Consider the following 18,459-nt stretch of genomic DNA (forward strand, 5'->3'; position numbering starts at 1 on the left):
AATCGGCCTATTCCGGCAGGCGCTCTCCGCGCCAGTCATACACATGGCCGCTATCATCCGGGGTCAGTCCGCCGATCACCTCCAGCAGGTGCGCGGCGGACTCCTCCGCAGTCTTGAGCTGTCCTTCCGGCAGATTTTTCTGAAAGGGTGCTGACAGGCTGGTATCCACCGTTCCCGGATGGAGGCCCGCGATAATCGCCTGATCGTGCGTTCTGCGCATTTCGATCGCGAAATTGCGCAGCAGCATGTTCAACGCCGCCTTGCTGGCCCGATAGGAATGCCAGCCGCCCCGGCCATTATCGGCGATAGACCCGACACGGGCGGAAAGCGCGGCGAAGACGCAGCGCCGCTCCCGCCGGAAAAGCGGCAGCACATGTTTCGCGATCAATGCCGGGCCGATCGTATTGATGGCGAATGCTTCGGCCATGGCATCTCCTTCAAGTGCCTTATAGGTCTTTTCCGGCCCGGTGCCGTCCGGATGGGTCAGCAAGCCAGTCGCCACCACCACCAGCTCTGGTGGATCATCGGCCAGATTCCGCCCGGCTTCACGGATTGATTGCTCGTCCAGCAGATCAAACCGGAAGGGCACGATATTGGCATGTTCCGGAGCTGCCCCCGATCGGCTTCCGGCGGCGACCCGGCACCCGTCCTGCGCCAGCAGGCGACACAAGGCGCCGCCAATTCCGCCGCTCGCGCCGAAGATCGCGGCCCGCTGTGGCCATGTGCCATGATCCGCCATGATGCCTGCCTCCTTCTGCCGGCCGTATTTGTCCGATCAAACCGCCTGAGATGCGCCGGTTCTGCCACATTCACGCTGGAATTTGGCGCTTTTCCAACAGATCGGCCCGCAAACGTCTCCACCAGCTTGCTCATACAGCTACAATCGCTAGATAGGCCCGCAGACCAGCGAGGATTTTTCATGGCCACCTTCACCCTTCCGAAGAACAGCAAGATCAACGCGCCAGGCCGGACCCACAAGGCCGAAGGCGCGAGCCGGTTGCAGAAGTTCAAGATCTATCGCTGGGACCCGGATAGCGGGGAGAATCCGCGCTATGACACGTTCGAGATCGATCTCGACGATTGCGGCCCGATGGTTCTGGACGCGCTGATCAAGATCAAGAACGAAGTCGATCCGACGCTGACCTTCCGCCGTTCCTGCCGCGAAGGGATCTGCGGATCATGCGCCATGAACATGAATGGCGCGAACGGCCTGGCCTGCACGACCGCGATGGAAGATTTGAAGGGTGAGATCCGCATCACGCCATTGCCGCATATGGAAGTGGTCAAGGACCTGGTGCCGGACTTCACCCATTTCTACGCGCAATATGCCTCGATCCGCCCCTGGTTGCAGACCGTTTCCACCACGCCCAGCGGTAAGGAAAGGCTGCAGAGCCCTGAACAGCGGGACAAGCTGGATGGCTTGTATGAGTGCATTCTCTGCGCCTGCTGTTCCACCGCCTGCCCGTCATACTGGTGGAATTCCGACAAGTTCCTTGGCCCGGCGATCCTGTTGCAGGCTTATCGCTGGCTGGCGGACAGCCGTGACGAAATGACCGGCGAACGGCTGGACGATCTGGAAGATCCCTTCCGCCTCTATCGCTGCCACACGATCATGAATTGCGCCAATGTCTGCCCCAAGGGGCTCAGCCCGGCCCGGGCCATTGCCGAGATCAAGAAGATGCAGGCGGAGCGTCAGGTCTGAGCGGACTGCTCGATCGTTACCGCGCGCTTGTCAGTGCCGGTGAATTAAAGCCCGACCCCCAACAGGAAGAAGCCGCCCAGCGGCTTTCCCGGCTTCAGGCGGAGCTGGAGCGGGAACAGGGGGGCGGGTTCTTGGCGCGCCTGTTCGGCAAGGCCGGGCCGCGCCGCGTCCAGGGCGTGTATATGTGGGGCGGCGTGGGTCGCGGCAAATCCATGCTGATGGACCTGTTCCACGATACGCTTGCCATTCCGCAAAAGCGCCGGGTCCACTTCCATGCCTTCATGCAGGAAGTGCATGCCCGGCTGCGGGAAGCCCGCAAATCCGAAAGCGGTGACCCGATTCCGCGGGTCGCATCCGCAATCGCACAGGATTTGCGATGCCTCGCTTTTGACGAGATGGTGGTCAATAATTCTGCCGATGCGATGATCATGAGCCGGCTGTTCCGCGCCCTGATCTGCGATGAAGGGGTGACGGTGGTCACCACTTCCAACCGCCCTCCCCATGATCTCTACAAGGATGGGCTGAACCGCGAACATTTCCTGCCCTTCATCGACCTGATCCGCGCCGAGCTTGACGTGGTGGAGCTGAACGGCCCGACCGATTACCGGCTCGACCGCATTGGCGGGATGGACAGCTGGTATGTTCCCAACGGGGAGGTGGCGACCGAGGCATTGCGCGAAGTCTTCTTCCGCCTGACCGACTATCCGGTGGAAGATGCAGCCCATGTCCCGACCGCAGAAATCGAAGTCAGCGGCAACCGCAGGCTGCATGTTCCCAAGAGCCTGAAAGGCGTGGCCGTCTTCAGTTTCAAAAGGCTGTGCGGCGAACCGCGCGGCGCGGCGGATTATCTGGCCATCGCCCGCACATATCACACGGTCATCATCGTCGGCATTCCGGTAATGGGGCCGGACATGCGCAATGAAGCGGCGCGTTTCGTCACGCTGGTGGATGCGCTTTACGAAAACAAGGTGAAGCTGTTCGCCGCCGCCGATGCCGTGCCGGACGAGCTATATCGTGCGGGGGACGGCAGTTTCGAATTCGAACGGACGGCCAGCAGGCTGAACGAGATGCAGAGCGATGATTACATGGCCGCAGGCCATGGTGAGGACGCCTGAACCAGCCTGACCGGGGGCCGATCTCAGGCCGAGATACCGAGTTTGGCCAGCGTACGGTCAAGCATCAGCAATTGCCATAATATGCGCGAATTATCGGCGCGGCCGGAGATATGGGCATCGGCCATATGGCTGATCCGCACCGTATCGAACCAGCCTGTGCGCGCAAGGGCGGCACTGCCGGCTATGCCCCGCGCCTGCTGCGCCAGCGGACCGCGCAGCCAATCCGCGATCGGTGTGACGAAACCCTGTTTCGGCCGATACAAAATGTCATCGGGAAGATAGCGCCGCATGGCATGTTTCAGCAGATATTTGCCCTGCGTTCCGCGCACGCGCATCCGTTCCGGCAAGGTGGCGGCGAATTCCACCAGCCTGTGATCGAGCAGCGGTTCGCGCGCCTCAAGACTCACAGCCATGCTGGTGCGGTCCACCTTGGTCAGAATGTCCCCGGGCAGCCAGAACGTCAGATCCGCATATTGCGCCCGGTCCAGCCCTGAACGCGCCGGCGCCTTCATCATCGCTTCGACCAGCGGATCTTCTGCGCGATAATCCCCGATTTTCCGCCGCATGGCCGATGAATAGAGCAATTCGCGCAGTTCCGGCGGAACCACCGAAAGGCCGCGCGCATAACCCTTCGCGCCATTCTCGGCCAGGGCGAGCAATGTGCTTTTGGCGCGTAGCGGGCGCGGCGCCCAGTCCGCCTTGGGATAGATCCGGCCGAGCGGCCCCAGAACATTCCGCCTGAAGGATTCAGGCAGGAGGCGGCGCACGCGCTCCTCATGCGCGAAGAATACCTGGCGCCGATAACCGGCCATGGCTTCATCCGCGCCATCGCCTGACAGGGCGACTGTCACGCTTTCACGCGCGAGCTGGCAAACCCGCCAGGTCGGCAGGGCGGATGCATCGGCGAATGGTTCGTCGAACATGGCTGCCAGACTATCGATGGAATCGAACTGGTCCGCGCTGACTTGCCGCGCCTCGTGATCGGTGCCGAACAGCTCTGCGACCTGGGAGGCGTAGGATGTCTCGTCCAGTGAAGCGACATCGAAGCCGATCGAACAGGTGCGCACGGGATCGCGGCTCGCTTCCGACATCAGCGCGACAACGCTTGAGGAATCGACACCGCCGGAAAGGAAAGCGCCCAGCGGCACATCGGCGACCATGCGGCTCGTCACCGCTTCCCGCAGGTGATGCAGCAATTCCGCTTCCAGATCGCGTTCCGATCCCTTGCGCCGATCAGCGAAGGAAATCTCCCACCAGCGGCGCGGCGCGGCAGGCGGCGTATCATGCTTCAACACGCGGAAATGCCCGGCCGGAAGCTTTTCGACGCCTTTCAATATGGAGCGGTGATCGGGAACATAGCCCCAGGTGAGATAGTCTTCGACCGCCAGCGGATCGGCTTCGCGCCGCAGCAGGGGATGTGCCAGCAAGCCTTTCAATTCAGACGCAAAAGCCACGCTGCCATCGCTGAGATGCGCCATGAAGAGCGGCTTCACCCCGAAACGGTCGCGGGCCAGGAACAATGTCCGTTCTGTGCGATCATACAGGGCGAAAGCAAACATGCCGTTCAGCCGTTGCAGGCAATCCGGCCCCCAGCGCTGCCATGCGGCAAGGATGACCTCTGTATCGCCATCCGTATGGAAGCGGGCGCCCTCCCCTTCCAATTCCCGCCGTAGCTCCCGGAAATTGTAGATTTCGCCATTGAACACGATGACGGCGCGGCCATCGGTGGAATGCATGGGCTGCGGCGAGCCTTCGACGTCGATGATCGACAGCCGCCTATGCCCCAGCCCCACGCCGGGCGCCGTCCACACGCCCGCGCCATCCGGCCCGCGATGGACCAGCGCATCGCACATGCGTTCGACCCGCTGGGGATCGACGGGCTTGATCGTGCCGCAATGAAAGATGCCAGCGATGCCGCACATATTTGGTGCCGTTAGGGCCTTTGCCCCACGCGGTCCATCCATCGTCCCGGATCGCCCACGGAAGAAAGAAATGCGCGGATCGCCTCTTCCGGGTCCTGCCCATTCACCTGCTCGGCGGAGAGGATCAGGGTGGCCGTCGCATTCGGGCGCATGGTAATGCGGTCTGCCATATTGGCCAGTTTCAGCCGCACGACCTCCCCGGTGAGCAGATCGCCCGTGCGATACCAGGTGACGGCAAGGCGTTTATGGTTGCCATGGGCCTGCAACCATTCGGCCTTTCCGGCGGAGATCGGTGCCCCGTCCTCCAGCCAGCGCCAGGCAGTGTCGGGCATCAGCGCACCTTCACCGAAGCCCCCTGCATCCCGCCCTTCATCCTGTGCGCGATAGAGTGCGTAGAAGACATCGACGCGGTGACCCGCTTCATCCTCGAACCGCCCGAGCAAGCGATGATCCGCGCCGGCAGCCCGCGGTTCCCAGCGGACGGTGGGGCGATATTCCATGCGTTGCCATCCGCCCACATCGGGCAGTGCGATTTGCGCGGGCAGTTCGGCTTCGAGACGCTGCGCAGCGGCGCTCCACCCCGTGATGGCCAGGGCCAGGAGGCCAATCGCCGCCAGCGCCTGCCATCCACTGAAAGAGAAACGATCCAGGGTCCTGAGCAGCGGCGAATGCTGGATCGCGGGAACATCAACGAAGGGTTCTTCCGGGGCACGATCGAAAAACGGCCAGCCCGCGGCCAGCAGTGTCAGCATGACCAGTGCGAAGAACACCCAACCATAGAATATGTGATCGAAACCTGCTGCGAATTCGATCCCCTGTGACTGGGCGATATAGATTGTCCCCCAGGCCCGAACGCCATTGGCAAGGATCGGCAACGCCACCGCGGCTGTCATGAACGCAAGCCTGCGCCACCAGCTGCGGAAACAGACATGGGCCACCAGCGCGCCCAGCGCGATCATCGCGATGAGGAATTTCACTCCGGAACAGGCTTCCGCAACCTCGAACAATCCGGCGGGTGTATCGATGAAGACACCTTCGATACGAGCCGGAATCCCGCTCCAATGCGTGAGCGCGATGGTCAGCTCCGCCGTGATCATCTGCAGCGATGGAACCAGCACATCTCCGAACGGCACCAGAAGAAGGCTGTAGAAAAGCGGGAAAAGCAGCGCTGCGACAATGCGTGGTCCCATCAGGGCCAGCAGGCTTGCGGGCAGGAATGCGACCGCGCCAAGCTGGCTGGCGAAGTTGAGGCCGGAGACGCGGCCGAGCAGCCAGAGGAACAGGGCGCAAGCGACCGGCAATAGCCCCGGCCACCACGCCTGCGGCTTCAGCAAGGCCAGTTCCGGCGCGCGCAATTTCACCAGCCATGCCAGCACGAAAGGTATCAGCAGGATGTGGTTATAGGTCGAAGAATCCCACCATTGATGGGCCATGTCCGCCCAATCCTGAAGAAACAGCAGGATCGAACCCAGCCAGGCGAATGCCAGATGCAACAGGGGCACGCGCCATGCGGATGGCACATGTTCCAGCGGTGCAAATGTGCGGGGCATGGCAAGGTCACGCGGCATCGCGGATCTTCCTGTTTTCGACGAGATCCGGCAGCGCGGCAAGCATTGCCGGCCAACTCATGCGTTCGACTACGAACTTCCTCGCAGCCGACCCCATTGCTGCGGCCGTTTCCGTGTCGGCAATCAGGCCGAGAGCGCGGAAGACAAGATGCGCGTCTTCATCTTCGACTGCGAAGTGGAGCCCATCTGATGCCGGTATGCCGGTGGCGGCATCACTGGTCAGCAGGACCGGCCGGGCCATGGCCATTGCTTCCAGCACCTTGTTCTGCACCCCGCGGGCAATCTGCAATGGCGCGATCACCAGATCGGCCGCAGCCAGGAATGGCCGCACATCGGGCACTTCCCCCCAGACACGGCAACCGCCCTTTCCATCCCGCGCCCGCAATTCATGAACCGGCGCGCGGCCGACGACATGGAACTGGGCCTGAGGATGGACCCTGCGGATTTCGGGAAGGACATGATCCATCACCCGTAACGCCGCCGAGACATTCGGCGCGTAATCCATCTGCCCGGTGAAGACCAGTTGCGGCCCCTCTGCAATCGCCAGGTCGACTTGTGGCGGCACCACCGCCGGATCGAAATGATCCGCATCGATCCCGTTGCCCAATGCGCGAATATCCGCGGTCACGCCGGGGGTAAGGCGGGAACGCATCAATTCCGCTTCCGCTTCGCTGACCAGCAATGTGTGATCGGCCATGACGGCAAGCCGCTCTTCCTCCACCCGGAGCAGGCGGCCTTCGCGGGCATCCACCCACCGCATCGGCACAGGCTTTGCCCTGGCATAGGCATCGAACTTGGCGGAATCGACATCGACCAGATCGACTACGAGCTGCCCATCCCAGTCGCGCGGAACATATTGTCCCATCTGCCCGGAAAAGACGTAGATCGTGTCGATCTCCTCCCGCCGCAAAACATCGCGCACCCAATTCATCAGGCCATTGTGGCGGAAAGCCGCCAGGCTGACCGGCTCGCCATGCAGCAATGCCTCGGCCCCGGCCAGCGAGAGTGGTTTTGTCCGCAAAGGCATGAAATGGCTGGCGGCAATCCGCCCCAATTCGCCTTCATGGACGAAATCATTATCGCTTTCAGCGAAGCAGCCCACATGCAGCGGCGCGATTTCGGCCAGCGCCCCCAGAATGTGATGCGAACGGATCTTGTCGCCCCGATCAGGGGGAAAGGGGAGCCGATGGGCGAGGAACAGGATCCCGCTCATCCCAGCCCCCGCGCAATCAGGGGGCCGAGCGCATTCGCCACCGGCAAGGGCAGCTTCTTCCACAATGCGATGCGGGCAGAATGCCTGCTGCTGGTCGGATCGGCATCGCGCCTTTCCGCGCCGGGCGCCGTCCAGCTGGCATAGGAAAGCGGTTCCGGCACGAAGCCCCAGTTCTTCTTGTAATGGTAGGGGCCGCTATTCGTCTTGCTCCGGCCGAAATCGAACCGATCGCAACCCCGGCCAAGTGCATGGCGCATCAGTTCGAAATACATCCGCTCATTCGCGCGCAGATGCCGCGCTGCCCATGTGCCACCACCCCAATAAGGAAGCACGGCGCCGTCATGATAGAATGACAGCACGCTCGCCACCGGCTCTCCTTGGTGGCTGATCGTCAGGATGTCCCCATCCAGTTCCTCCAATGCCGCGCTGAACAGGCCTCTGGGGAAGACTGGCGTGCCAAGGTTTCTCACGCTGGCGGCGTAAACGGCATAATGCGCCGCACGATCCCCGGGCGAAGTGCCTATCGCGACTTCGAAATCGGTCTTCAGGCTCTTGCGGACTTCGGCGCGCTGTTTGCGCGGTATGGCCAGCAAGACGGCCTCTTCATCCCGCGCCAGCGCCGCCACGAAGCCACAATGGCTGTCGCTGCGATGCGTCCAGTCCGCCGGAGCCGGGCCGCCGCGCAATTCGATCGTGGTGCAGGAAAGCCGCCGGGCATATTCTTCGGCAGAGCGACACAATTGGATGGCCGTATCTTCTTGATCGGCCAACACACCGCCTTCGACGGCGAAGCCGCTGGACGCCAGCATCCGGCCGAATATCGGGGAGTGAACCTGCGTCAGCGGCAACCATCCGGTGATTGCCCCGCCCTTCTCCGCCATCAATCCCCGGGCCAGCTGGCCGGTGCCGCGCTCTATCGCGCGCAGCCATGCGGGGCGGTGAAACAGGCTGCCATGCCGCTCCGCAACGAAGCGTTCGATCCGCGCCGCTTCATCCGGGTGGCGCAGATCGGCGGCACGCACGGCCTCTCGCGAAGGGGCGAAGGGTGCATTCACACCAGTTCCTCCTGCGCAAGCGAGACGGCTTCCCGTTCGGCGATATGGTCAATCCGGTCCCAGGAGAAATCCCTGATCAGCTGCCGCAGCTTGGATGCCATCAGTTCCAGATTGGTATAGTGTCGCAGCCTGGATTTGAGCGGCGCACCGGCAACGCGTGGCTGGCCCGGATCGATTTCCCAAGGGTGGAAATAGAACACTGCCGGGCGCCCGTTCTGCCGGTTGACCTGCCGAATGGCCCAGCGGCTGAAAGCATAGGGAAGCACGCGGAAGAATCCGCCCCCACCTGCCGCGAGGCGCTTCCCCGCGAACAGGGCGGTGGTAACCGGAATTTCAAGCAGATCGCTGCCGGGCAGCGGATGAAAGGCGAAACGCGGCGCTTCCGGCCAGCCATAATGATCATGCGTGATCGGGGCGACGCTGCTGGAATAGGTGTAACCCTGTGCCGCCAGCTCCTCATGAGCCCAGGGCGTGCGCTTGTCGATCGAGAAGCTGGGCGCGCGATATCCCCGCACCCGGGCCCCGCTCGCATCCTCTATCACCTTGCGCGCACGGGCGATGTCTTCGCCGTAAGTAGCGCGATCCATGGTGAAGACGCGCTGATGGTCCCACCCGTGGCTGGCAAGTTCATGGCCGCGTCCGGCGATTTCCCGTAGCAGGCCGCCATGGCGCTGTGCCACCCAGCCGAGGGTGAAGAAGGTCGCCTTCACCCCCGCATCGTCAAACATGTCGAGGATCTGGCGAACATTGCGATCCACGCGGTCGTCGAGAGAGGCCCACTGGTCCCGTTCGATAACATGTTCGAAGGCGCCGACCTGGAACCAGTCTTCCACATCGACCGACAGGCCATTGACCACGGACTGCCCCGCTTCCCTGCCCGGGTGGCTCGTTTCAGCGTTCACCTGCGCCTCCTCGGTCCCGTCAGGCCGCCCTGGACTGGTCCAGATCGTTCTCGATCCATTCGATCAGCATGGTCAGCGTCTGCCGGATGGTGCGCTCCTGCTCGATCATGCGATTTTCGAAGCGGGCCAGCTGTTCCTGCATCGTCTCGATCTCTGGCCGGACGGCAGCGGCGATGGCATCGTCACGCTGTGTCGAAAGCTCGATCACGGCTTGCTGCAATTCGGCAATCTGCGCATCGCGTTCCGCCAGCATGGTTTCAACTGCCTTGCGGTCAAATTGCTGGCCGCGCGGCGGGGCTTGTGGTTCAGCCTGCCCGCTACGCGGTTCCTCAGAAGGCTGAGGTGCGGAGGCCGGCAGGGTTTTCTCAAGCTTCATGTCCTCCAGAACCGACTGGAGCATGGAAGCATCGATCCGCGCCCGTTTCTCAATAGCGCCAAGCAGGAGAAGGCGATTGGCAATCTGGTTCACCCGGCGCGGAATGCCGCCGCTCGCCGTGTGAAGATCCGCAAAGACTTGCTGATCGAAGGCCGGATTTCCGTTCCAGCCAACCTTTTCCAGGCGGTGGATGATGTAGGGTTCGACCTCGCCTTTTTCCATCGGCCCCAGGTGATGGGCCGCGATTACGCGCTGGCGCAATTGCTCCAGCGCCTCATGTTCTTGCAGGGTTGCGCGGAATTCCGGCTGACCCAGCAGCAAGGTCTGCAGCAGAGGATGATTGCCGAGCTGGAAGTTGGACAGCATCCGCAGTTCTTCCTGCGCTGCGATAGAGAGGTTCTGCGCCTCGTCCACGATCAGCAGGCAGCGGCGGCCGGCACGGGCCTCTTCATGCAGGAAAGCCTCGATCGCGCCGAGAGCGCCGGCCTTGTCATGCCCGGCGATATCCAGTCCGAAAGCCTGCGCCACGACATGGACGATCTCTTCTTCGTCCAGCTTGCTGGTGACGATCTGCGCAACAGTAAGCTGCTGCGGGTCGATCGTGCTGGTCAAATGGGCCACCAGCGTTGATTTGCCGGACCCGACCTCACCCGTAATGACGATGAAGCCTTCGCCCTGTGCGAGGCCATAGCCAAGATAAGACAATGCCTTGCGATGCGTGCCGCTGCGGAAATAGAAGGCCGGATCGGGCGTAAGCTGGAACGGCTTTCCGCTCAGACCATAGAAATCGTCGAACATCGTTTCGTCTCCTTCGGCCCGTCAGAACGAGTATCGCAGGCCAAGCAGCGCGGACGCTGACATGAAGTCTTCGAGATCTTCCCGCGTAATCCCATCGAGGCCGAGGGCGGCCGTCCCGGTCAGGTTGCGCAGGAAGGTGCGATTATATGCCAAGGTCGCGCTGTAACCGATTGCTTCGCCGCCGGAATCGAATCCGCTGTCATACAGGCTGGCATAAAGATTGGCGTTGATGCTGGAGACGGCATCCAGCCGGGTGCTGGAATAGGCGGAAAGCCAGATGTTGTCGTCCACCACGCCATCCGCCGATGCGAGAACCGTGCCCGCCGCGGCGATGAATTTGCGCCGATCATATCCGCCGCCAATACCCAGCTGGGTCCGCCCGAGATTATAGGCATAGCTGATGGCGATGCCCCGACTGCGGAACGCCGCGGAACGCAATGAGCCCAGCACGCCGCCGATACAGCCATCGCCTTCCAGGCTGGCTACGCAGCCGCCGATATCCCCGCTGATCGGGTTGCGGAATGTTTCGAAATCCGTCGGCAGGCCCGCCAGGCGATCCACCACCGCACCGCCGAAGCCGGTCATGTTGTCATAGACGGAAACATTCAGGCTGCTGCGTGAATTGGGCGTATAGGACAATGTGCCGTAATAGCTGGTCGATCCGTAGCGGCGGCCGACATGCGCCTCCAGCGAGGTGCGGCGGCTTGGGCGCCACATGACCCCGACATCCCAGATCAGGCCATCCGTTTCATAGGCGATCCGTCGCGGGCCGGATTTGTCTGTGACATAACGGCCATCATTGCCGATTACGGGAACGCCATTGCCGTCCCGCAGCGCGTCACGGCTGGAAATCTGCACGTCCTCATACCCGACGCCGCCGACCAGGGCGAGCGAGAGAGTGACGGGCACTGTCACGTCTGCGCGGATATTGCGGTCGCGAATGCGCTGATCGAGATTGGAGATATTCTGTTCGTTCCAGCTTCCGCCGACACCCAGACCAACGGGCAGAACCGTGTTCGGCGAAAAGCCCATGCGGGCCTGCGCCATATGCACGGTGCTTTCGTCGAATATGTCGGGCGCCTGCGCATTATCTGCCAGAACCAGGCGATTGGGTTCTTCGACCCTGGTATAGCCGAAGCGATAATGCGCGCTGACATCCAGATAGCCTTCGCGCGTCTTTATCGAAGGGCCCGCATAGATCGAATAGATCTGGCTGGTGGAATCGTCATTGCCGCCGAATCCGCCGAGCGAGGAAGACCCGTTGCCCTCAACCCGTGTCCGCGCGGCAAGCCCGCCTGCTTCGAAGGTAAGCGCGCGGGGAATGACCGCTATTGAGGTGCGGGCAATACCGCTGAGCGTATCACCATCCAGCGCATCATCGCCCCACCCGATCCGGCGTTCATAGCGCAGGGAGACGGTCCCGGCACTGTTCCGGCCGGTAAAACCCGCATCGACCCCGGCCGCGACGGTGGAATAGGTCAGAACATCGCTGCCCGGCTCCAGCTCGGCGGTGAGCACCTGGGAGGCTTCGATGTAAGGCACGATGCTCACGCCCGGGCCACGCTTTCCAGACGCATTTTCGGGTGCGCTTTGGGCATTGGCCGTGGCCGCGAGGCCGAAGACGGCCAGCAATGCGGCCAGGAAAGATCCGGCAAGACGCATCCGGTTCAATCCCCGTAACCGTAATAGGCGCCGAAGCGGCGGCCGCTGGGGCTGAAATTCGCCGCATTCAACAGCAACTGGATATCAGGGCAGGTGGAAAGCAGAGAAAGCGTGTCTTCAAGCGCGCTCTGGCCCGTCTGGTCCGCACGCACCACGACAAGCGCCTGGCTCACATATTTAGCCAGTTCCGCCGCAGGCGATGCTGCGAGCGCCGGCGGGGAATCGAAGATGACGATCCGGTTTGGCGCGCCCTGTGTAAGACGGTCGAATATCTCGGCCGTGTGGCCGCTGGCCAGAAACTCGCTGTCGGAAGCGGTCTGGCTGCCAGCTGGCAGGACGAAAAAGCCCGGAATATCTGTAGTTATCACGCAATCTTCAACGTGGATCTGTGCATTTGCCAGGGCATCCATCAAGCCCTTCCCGCCTTGCAGGCCCAGCAGGGAGAGGATGGACGGCTTGGCGAAATCGGCATCGACCAGCAGCACTTCGCTGTCCTTCTCCGCAGCCATGGCGAGTGCGAGATTGGTTGCGCAGAAGGTTTTTCCCTCGCCCGGCAAGGGGGAACAGACCAGCACGCGTTGCGCTCGCCCATCGCCCCGCTTCCGGGCCTTCTCCATATTGGCCAGCAATTGCCGCTTCACGATGCGGAATTCCTCGACCAGCTGGGTGACCGGACCATCCGGTTCGATCAGCCCGCTTTCCCGCAGATGTCCGCGATCAACGGCAACGGGGGGCGCCCTGAACGCGATGCGTGGGACCGGCGGCGAAAATGCTGCCTTGTCGTCATGCGCCGGTGTGGTTTCGCCTTGATCGCCCGCGCTGCTCATATCGGCAGGGGATTGCGTCGCCGGGGCTTTCCCCGGCTGGGTAGCAGCCCGCTTCGCCACGCGGCGATTGGGCGCATCGGCCAGCTTCCCCGGCACGGGTGCCGGCGTGAAGTTGCCAAAGCCGAATGCGTCGCCCGCCCGCTCTATCAGCGACTTGCCTTCCTTGCCTTCGCCTTCGGGCGGCAGCGGAATCTTGCTTTGCTCTGTCATCCACTCCTCCTCAGGCCACCATGCCGCGCTGCACGAATTCGACGCCCAGCAGGACCACGAAAAGCAGCCCCAGCCCTCCGACACCGGCTGCAAACAGTTTCAGCCGCTTGCGTCGCAATGCGCGGGCCGCATCGGTCATGGTCAGCGAAATCGTGCCGATAACCGGAAGGTCGATCGCTCGCACCAGCTTGCTTGCCGTGGCGAAGGTGGAATTGAGCTGGCCCAGCGCGAAAGCTGCCCCGGCCCCGGCCCCTATTCCGACCACCAGCACGCCAAGCAGCAGGAGCGGCCGGTTGGGCGATGCGGGCACGCGCGGCGTGCTGGGCGGATCGACAACTTCGAACTGAACCGCATTATGTTCCGTCTCCACCTGCCCGCGCAGGCGCAGATCCTCTCGTTCCTGCAACAGCTCGTCATATTTCTTGCGCAGCACGTCATAGTCGCGGCTGATCCGCTGTGCCTCGGCGGCCACGGCGGGTTCTTCCGCCCGATTGGCGCTGATCGAGGCGATCTCCGCCCGCAGGGCCGCCGCCCGCGATTGCAGCGCCTGAACATTGGCGCGGCGTTCCACCAGCATGGCTTGCAGCGAGGCATAGGCAGGGTTCGGCGTGCCACTGGGCGCGGCGCCTTCCGCCACCTGTTGTTGCAATGAGGCGATCTGCTTCTTCAAGGCCACGACATCAGGGTGGCTGTCCGTCAAGCCGCGCGCCTTCATGGAGGCAAGGTTCGACTGCGCCTGCGCAAGTGTGGCGCGCGGGCCGCCAGATCCCGGAGTCACCAGCGTGCGCGGGGTGCTTGCCAATTGGCCGTCCAGCGCTGCCATTGCGCTTTGCGCAGCGGCCAGATCGGCTTCGACGCTGCGCAATTCGGCACGCGAAGCCGAAAGCTGGGCGGAAATGCTCGATGCGCCGCCGATCAGGTCGGGATATTGAGCCTCGAAAGCGAGGCGGCGTTGCTCCGCGTCTTCGAGTTCCTTTTCGCGCTGCGCCAATTGTTGATCGAGGAAGTCGAGCGCACTGCGCATTTCACCCCGCGTGCTGCCGAGATTTTCCTCCCGGAAAATATCGATCATGTGCTGGGCGATTTCCTGTGCGAGCTGCGCATTTTCTGCGTCGGACAGATCCCTGCGTCCGCTGATCGCGGTAATTTCGAAGACATTGTCCGCGTCCCCGACCACGGTAATATCCCTGGAGAGGTCCTCCACTGCCCGTTCCATCTGGGCAGGCGTGGTGATCGTGTCCCCGATCCGGGTGGAGCGGATGACCTTTTCAAGATTTACCGAGCTGGTCAGCGTCTGTCGGACCCGTTCGATATCCTTCTGGCGCCCGCCCGCACCCAGCCCGATCTGGTTGGCCAGCACATCGTCCAGCTGCACGAAAAGCCGGGATTTGGATTCATAACTGTTTGGGATCATCGCGATTGCGAGCCATCCCAGCAGGCACACGCCCCAGGCCACGCCAAGGGCGAGCCACCGGCGGTTCCATACGGACCATAACGCCGCGCGCGCTTCTTCGAGGATCTGGTTCAAGCCCCTGCTCCGCTCAGAACATGCTTTCGGGGATGATGATCACGTCACCCGGCTTCAGCATCACATTGGCCTTGCTGTCGCCCTTCTTCAGCAGATCGTTCAGCCGCAGCGCATATTCCACCTGCTTGCCGGTGCTCTTGTCGAAACGAATCAGCTTGGCGCGGTTGCCACTGGCATATTCGCCCAGACCGCCGACAGCGATCATGGCATCCAGCAGGGTCATATTGGCGCGATAGGGCAGCGAAGCGGGCTTTTCCGATGCGCCGACAATGCGGACCTGCTGGCTGAACGTTCCCGCGAATTCGTTCACGATTACAGTGACGATGGGATCTTCGATATATTGCGAAAGCGCCAGGCGGACGTCTTCCTGCAGCATGGTCGGCGTTTTTCCGACAGCGGGCATGTCGGGCACGAGCGGGGTGGTGATACGGCCATCGGGGCGCACCTGGACCTTCGCGCCCAGCTCGTCATTGCGCCAGACATGGATGGTCAGTTCATCCAGCGGTCCGATCACATATTCCTCGCCCGGGCCTTCCTGCATGGCGACGAAGCTTGCCGGTGCCAGCTCCGGATCGCCGCTGGTGCTGGCGCAGCCCGTCAGGGCAAGGCCGGCAGTCGCCATGACGGCGAGAATATGGGCGGGAATCGTGTTTCGCATCTGATGCGTCCTTGCGGTTTCGAAGGGCGGACGGGGTGCCGCCAGCCTGGATCCACCGCGCTATCTCGCGAAAAAGGGTGAATATTGCGTTAGTCGTCCTGCCTCGAAATGGCCTGAAATACGGGGTTTTTCAGCGCCCGTCCCGAATGGGGACAGCAGCGGGCGAAGCTTTTAAACGAGCAATTCGCGCGCGGGGCCCTGGCCAAGGAAGGCAGATGGGCTGGCGCTGGCACCATAAGCCCCCGCGCAGAAGACAGCGACAAGCTCCCCCACTTCAGCGTGCGGCAGCATGGCCTGGTCCGCCAACCTGTCCAACGGGGTGCACAGACAGCCGACGATATTCGCTTCTTCCACCGGCTCTTCCCCGAACCGGGTCGCTATGGCAGCCGGGTAGTTTCGACGAACCACGGTCCCGAAATTCCCCGATGCCGCCAGTTGATGGTGCAGCCCGCCGTCAGTCACCAGATAGGTCGTGCCGTGGCTTTCCTTCCGGTCGACGATCCTCGTCAGATATACGCCTGCTTCCCCCACCAGATAACGGCCCAGTTCGATCGCGAACTCGGTATTTTCCAGCTCTTCCGGCAGGCTGGCAAAACGTTCCTCCAAGGCAGTACCGATGGCGGTGATATCGAGCGGTTGGTCCCCATTGAAATAGGGAATGCCGAAGCCGCCACCCATATTCAAATGAAGCAGATCGGCGCCGATCTCATTTGCCAGATTTGCGGCCAAAGTCAGAACATTGGCCTGCGTTTCTATGATCGCGTCTGCATCCAGTGCCTGGCTTCCGGTGAAGATGTGCAAACCCCGCCAATCCGCACCGGCGGTAATCACTTCCCGGGCAAGATCCGGCACCTTGGCGGCATCGACTCCGAATGGCTTGGCGCCGCCGCCCATCTTCATGCCCGAACCGCGCAATTCGAAATCGGGGTTGACCCGTATCGCCAGCCGCGGCGTCTTGCCGATCCGATCGCCAATGGCGAAAGCGCGACGAGCCTCACCCACCGATTCCAGATTCAGCGTAATGCCCCCGGCGATCGCGGCTTCCAGTTCCTCGTCCCGCTTTCCCGGTCCGGCAAAACTGATGGCAGCCGGATCTAACCCGGCAGCAAGCGCCATCTTCAACTCTCCGCCAGAAGCGATATCCAGACCGTCCACCAGGCTTCCCATCAATTCAAGAAGTGGTGCGTAAGGATTTGCTTTCATGGCATAATGAATGCGCAACCGCGCGGGCATTGCGCGCCGCAGACTGGCCACGCGTTCCTTCAGCATGGATGATGAATAGACAAAAAGCGGTGTTCCGCCCGCCCGTTCGACCAGGCTGCTCGCGCTCTGGCCGCCAATGGCCAGTTCGCCATCGAGACTATCGAATCCTGCGGGGATCGGGCCTAGCGGTTTCATGCTGCCTCCATCGCTTGCAAGGCGGCACGATCAATCTTGCCATTGGGGTTGAGCGGCATGGCTTCCAGCCAGCGAACCACACGCGGCTGCATGAAATTGGGCAGTTCCCGCTTCAATGCAGCGCGCAAACCATCTTCATCCCCGCTGCCGCGCACGATCAGATGCACAGCCTGCCCCAGCCTTTCATCCGGCACGCCCAATGCAACTGCTTCGGCGACAAGGCCTGTTGCCATGGCTGCGTCCTCGATCTCTTGCGGGCTGATGCGATTGCCGGCGCTTTTGATCATCGCATCCCGCCGGCCGACGAAATAGAGCAGCCCTTCTTCGTCCCGCCGGACGCGATCCCCGGACCAGACGGCCATGCCGCCATATTCGGACATTGCGGGGGCTGGCTTGAACCGTTCCGCCGTTCGTTCTTCATCCTGCCAGTAGCCCTGAGCGACCAGCGGGCCGCAATGGACGAGTTCGCCTTCCTCCCCCGGCTTTGCAAGCTGCCCCTGATCGTCGATCACCAATATCTCCGCAAATGGAATGGCACGGCCCATCGATGTCGGATGCGTATCGACCAGTGCGGGATCGAGGAAGGTGGAGCGGAACGCCTCGGTCAATCCATACATCGGGAAAAGCCGTGCCTGCGGAAACATGGTTCGCAACGCCCTTACCAGATCCACTGTCAGGGCACCGCCGCTATTGGTCAGCCGTCTCAGTGACGTCACGGCGTCCTGGGGCCAGTCCAGTTCGACAAGCTGGACCCACAAGGGCGGGACGGCAGCGAGCGTGGTCACACCATGACGCGCGCATGACTTCGTGACGTCACGCGGGGTCAGGTAATCGAGCGGCACCACGCTGGCCCCGCAATACCAGCTATAGAACAGCTGGTTCTGTCCGTAATCGAAACTGAGCGGCAGGACAGCGAGCGTCACGTCATCCGCTTCCATCCCGAGATAGCTGGCCACGCTGGCCGCTCCGAGCCACATATTGGCATGGCTCAGCATCACGCCCTTCGGCCGCCCGGTTGATCCGCTGGTATAGAGAATCGCGGCCAGATCGGATGGATCGGCGCAGGACGGGGCAAGCATTTTCTCGGCAGAGGCGACTTCGGAAAGGGCAGTATCCTCACCCAGAGGCAAGCAATCGACCGGAAGATCGCCGTCCTCCAGCGTGGCGAGGCGGGCCGGCGTGCCGATCAGCAATTTCGCACCGCTATCAGCAAGTATATGCGCGACCTGCGCCCGCTTGAGCAGCGGATTGACCGGCACATGCACCAGCCCCGCCCGCGCGGCGGCGAGCGGCAGCAGGCAAGTGAGTTCTCCCTTTGCTGCCCAGCTGGCGATCCGCGCACCCCTTTCCGGCACGCGGTCGGCCAGCCAACCGGCCAGCAAAGCGACACGCCTTCTTAAGTCCTTCCAGCTAAGCGTCGCCTTGCGCAGGACCAGCGCCGGATCTTCATCACGCCCGCATTCGGTCAGATGGTCGATGGGGCGTGGCAGGGGATCGGGCGTTATCGGCATGGACTCCAGGGGAA

Annotated in this window: 15 protein-coding genes; 2 read left to right on the top strand and 13 right to left on the bottom strand. The window is 62.4% G+C overall.

All coding sequences use genetic code 11. The features are described 5' to 3' along the window. Nucleotides 1-7: 7 nt before the first annotated feature. Nucleotides 8-739, bottom strand: coding sequence for an SDR family NAD(P)-dependent oxidoreductase (locus WYH_RS03210; RefSeq protein WP_046902690.1), 732 nt, complete (start codon nt 737-739; stop codon nt 8-10). A 180-nt stretch (nt 740-919) separates the two neighbouring features. Between WYH_RS03210 and WYH_RS03215 the strand changes: the two genes are divergently transcribed. Both WYH_RS03215 and zapE read left to right on the top strand, forming a co-directional pair. Further along, on the top strand, nt 920-1,702 hold the full coding sequence (locus tag WYH_RS03215) for a succinate dehydrogenase iron-sulfur subunit (protein ID WP_046902691.1): 783 nt from the start codon (nt 920-922) through the stop codon (nt 1,700-1,702). After that, nucleotides 1,699-2,817 carry a cell division protein ZapE gene (gene zapE, locus WYH_RS03220; RefSeq protein WP_046904759.1) on the top strand — a complete coding sequence of 373 codons (1,119 nt, stop codon included), beginning with the start codon at nt 1,699-1,701 and terminating at the stop codon, nt 2,815-2,817. Before WYH_RS03215 ends, zapE begins: the two co-directional genes overlap by 4 nt. A gap of 23 nt (nt 2,818-2,840) precedes the next feature. Here the strand turns inward: zapE and WYH_RS03225 are convergent, their stop codons facing one another. The 12 genes from WYH_RS03225 to WYH_RS03280 form a co-directional block, all read right to left on the bottom strand. Beyond that, on the bottom strand, nt 2,841-4,739 hold the full coding sequence (locus tag WYH_RS03225; RefSeq protein ID WP_046902692.1) for an XrtA/PEP-CTERM system amidotransferase: 1,899 nt from the start codon (nt 4,737-4,739) through the stop codon (nt 2,841-2,843). 11 nt (nt 4,740-4,750) lie between these two features. Continuing rightward, nucleotides 4,751-6,307, bottom strand: a complete 1,557-nt coding sequence (gene xrtA / locus WYH_RS03230) for an exosortase A (RefSeq protein WP_082347784.1) — start codon at nt 6,305-6,307, stop codon at nt 4,751-4,753. Further along, entirely contained in the window at nt 6,297-7,520 is a 1,224-nt protein-coding gene (locus tag WYH_RS03235) for a TIGR03087 family PEP-CTERM/XrtA system glycosyltransferase (RefSeq protein ID WP_046902693.1), read from the bottom strand. Before WYH_RS03235 ends, xrtA begins: the two co-directional genes overlap by 11 nt. Next, complete coding sequence (locus WYH_RS03240; protein ID WP_046902694.1) at nt 7,517-8,575, bottom strand: FemAB family XrtA/PEP-CTERM system-associated protein; 1,059 nt, start codon at nt 8,573-8,575, stop codon at nt 7,517-7,519. Before WYH_RS03240 ends, WYH_RS03235 begins: the two co-directional genes overlap by 4 nt. Further along, entirely contained in the window at nt 8,572-9,477 is a 906-nt protein-coding gene (locus WYH_RS03245; protein ID WP_179945427.1) for an XrtA system polysaccharide deacetylase, read from the bottom strand. The genes WYH_RS03240 and WYH_RS03245 overlap by 4 nt, the downstream gene beginning before the upstream one ends. Nucleotides 9,478-9,496: 19 nt before the next feature. Beyond that, nucleotides 9,497-10,651, bottom strand: coding sequence for an XrtA/PEP-CTERM system-associated ATPase (locus WYH_RS03250; RefSeq protein WP_046902696.1), 1,155 nt, complete (start codon nt 10,649-10,651; stop codon nt 9,497-9,499). A 21-nt stretch (nt 10,652-10,672) separates the two neighbouring features. Continuing rightward, nucleotides 10,673-12,313, bottom strand: coding sequence for a hypothetical protein (locus WYH_RS03255; RefSeq protein ID WP_046902697.1), 1,641 nt, complete (start codon nt 12,311-12,313; stop codon nt 10,673-10,675). Nucleotides 12,314-12,318: 5 nt separating this feature from the next. Next, the gene (locus tag WYH_RS03260) at nt 12,319-13,350 is read right to left on the bottom strand and encodes an AAA family ATPase (RefSeq protein ID WP_046902698.1); all 1,032 of its coding nucleotides are present in this window, start codon (nt 13,348-13,350) and stop codon (nt 12,319-12,321) included. A gap of 10 nt (nt 13,351-13,360) precedes the next feature. After that, nucleotides 13,361-14,878, bottom strand: a complete 1,518-nt coding sequence (locus tag WYH_RS03265) for an XrtA system polysaccharide chain length determinant (protein WP_046902699.1) — start codon at nt 14,876-14,878, stop codon at nt 13,361-13,363. A 13-nt stretch (nt 14,879-14,891) separates the two neighbouring features. Continuing rightward, nucleotides 14,892-15,536: an XrtA/PEP-CTERM system exopolysaccharide export protein gene (locus WYH_RS03270; protein WP_046902700.1), complete on the bottom strand. Its 645-nt coding sequence runs from the start codon at nt 15,534-15,536 to the stop codon at nt 14,892-14,894. Nucleotides 15,537-15,707: 171 nt separating this feature from the next. After that, nucleotides 15,708-16,934 carry a pyridoxal-dependent decarboxylase, exosortase A system-associated gene (locus WYH_RS03275; RefSeq protein ID WP_046902701.1) on the bottom strand — a complete coding sequence of 409 codons (1,227 nt, stop codon included), beginning with the start codon at nt 16,932-16,934 and terminating at the stop codon, nt 15,708-15,710. Beyond that, a complete protein-coding gene (locus WYH_RS03280) occupies nt 16,931-18,445 on the bottom strand; it encodes an acyl-CoA ligase (AMP-forming), exosortase A system-associated (RefSeq protein WP_046902702.1) in 1,515 nt (504 codons plus the stop codon). Before WYH_RS03280 ends, WYH_RS03275 begins: the two co-directional genes overlap by 4 nt. Nucleotides 18,446-18,459: the final 14 nt, after the last annotated feature.

It is taken from the genome of Croceibacterium atlanticum (genome assembly GCF_001008165.2).
Classification (GTDB): Bacteria; Pseudomonadota; Alphaproteobacteria; order Sphingomonadales; family Sphingomonadaceae; genus Croceibacterium_C; species Croceibacterium_C atlanticum.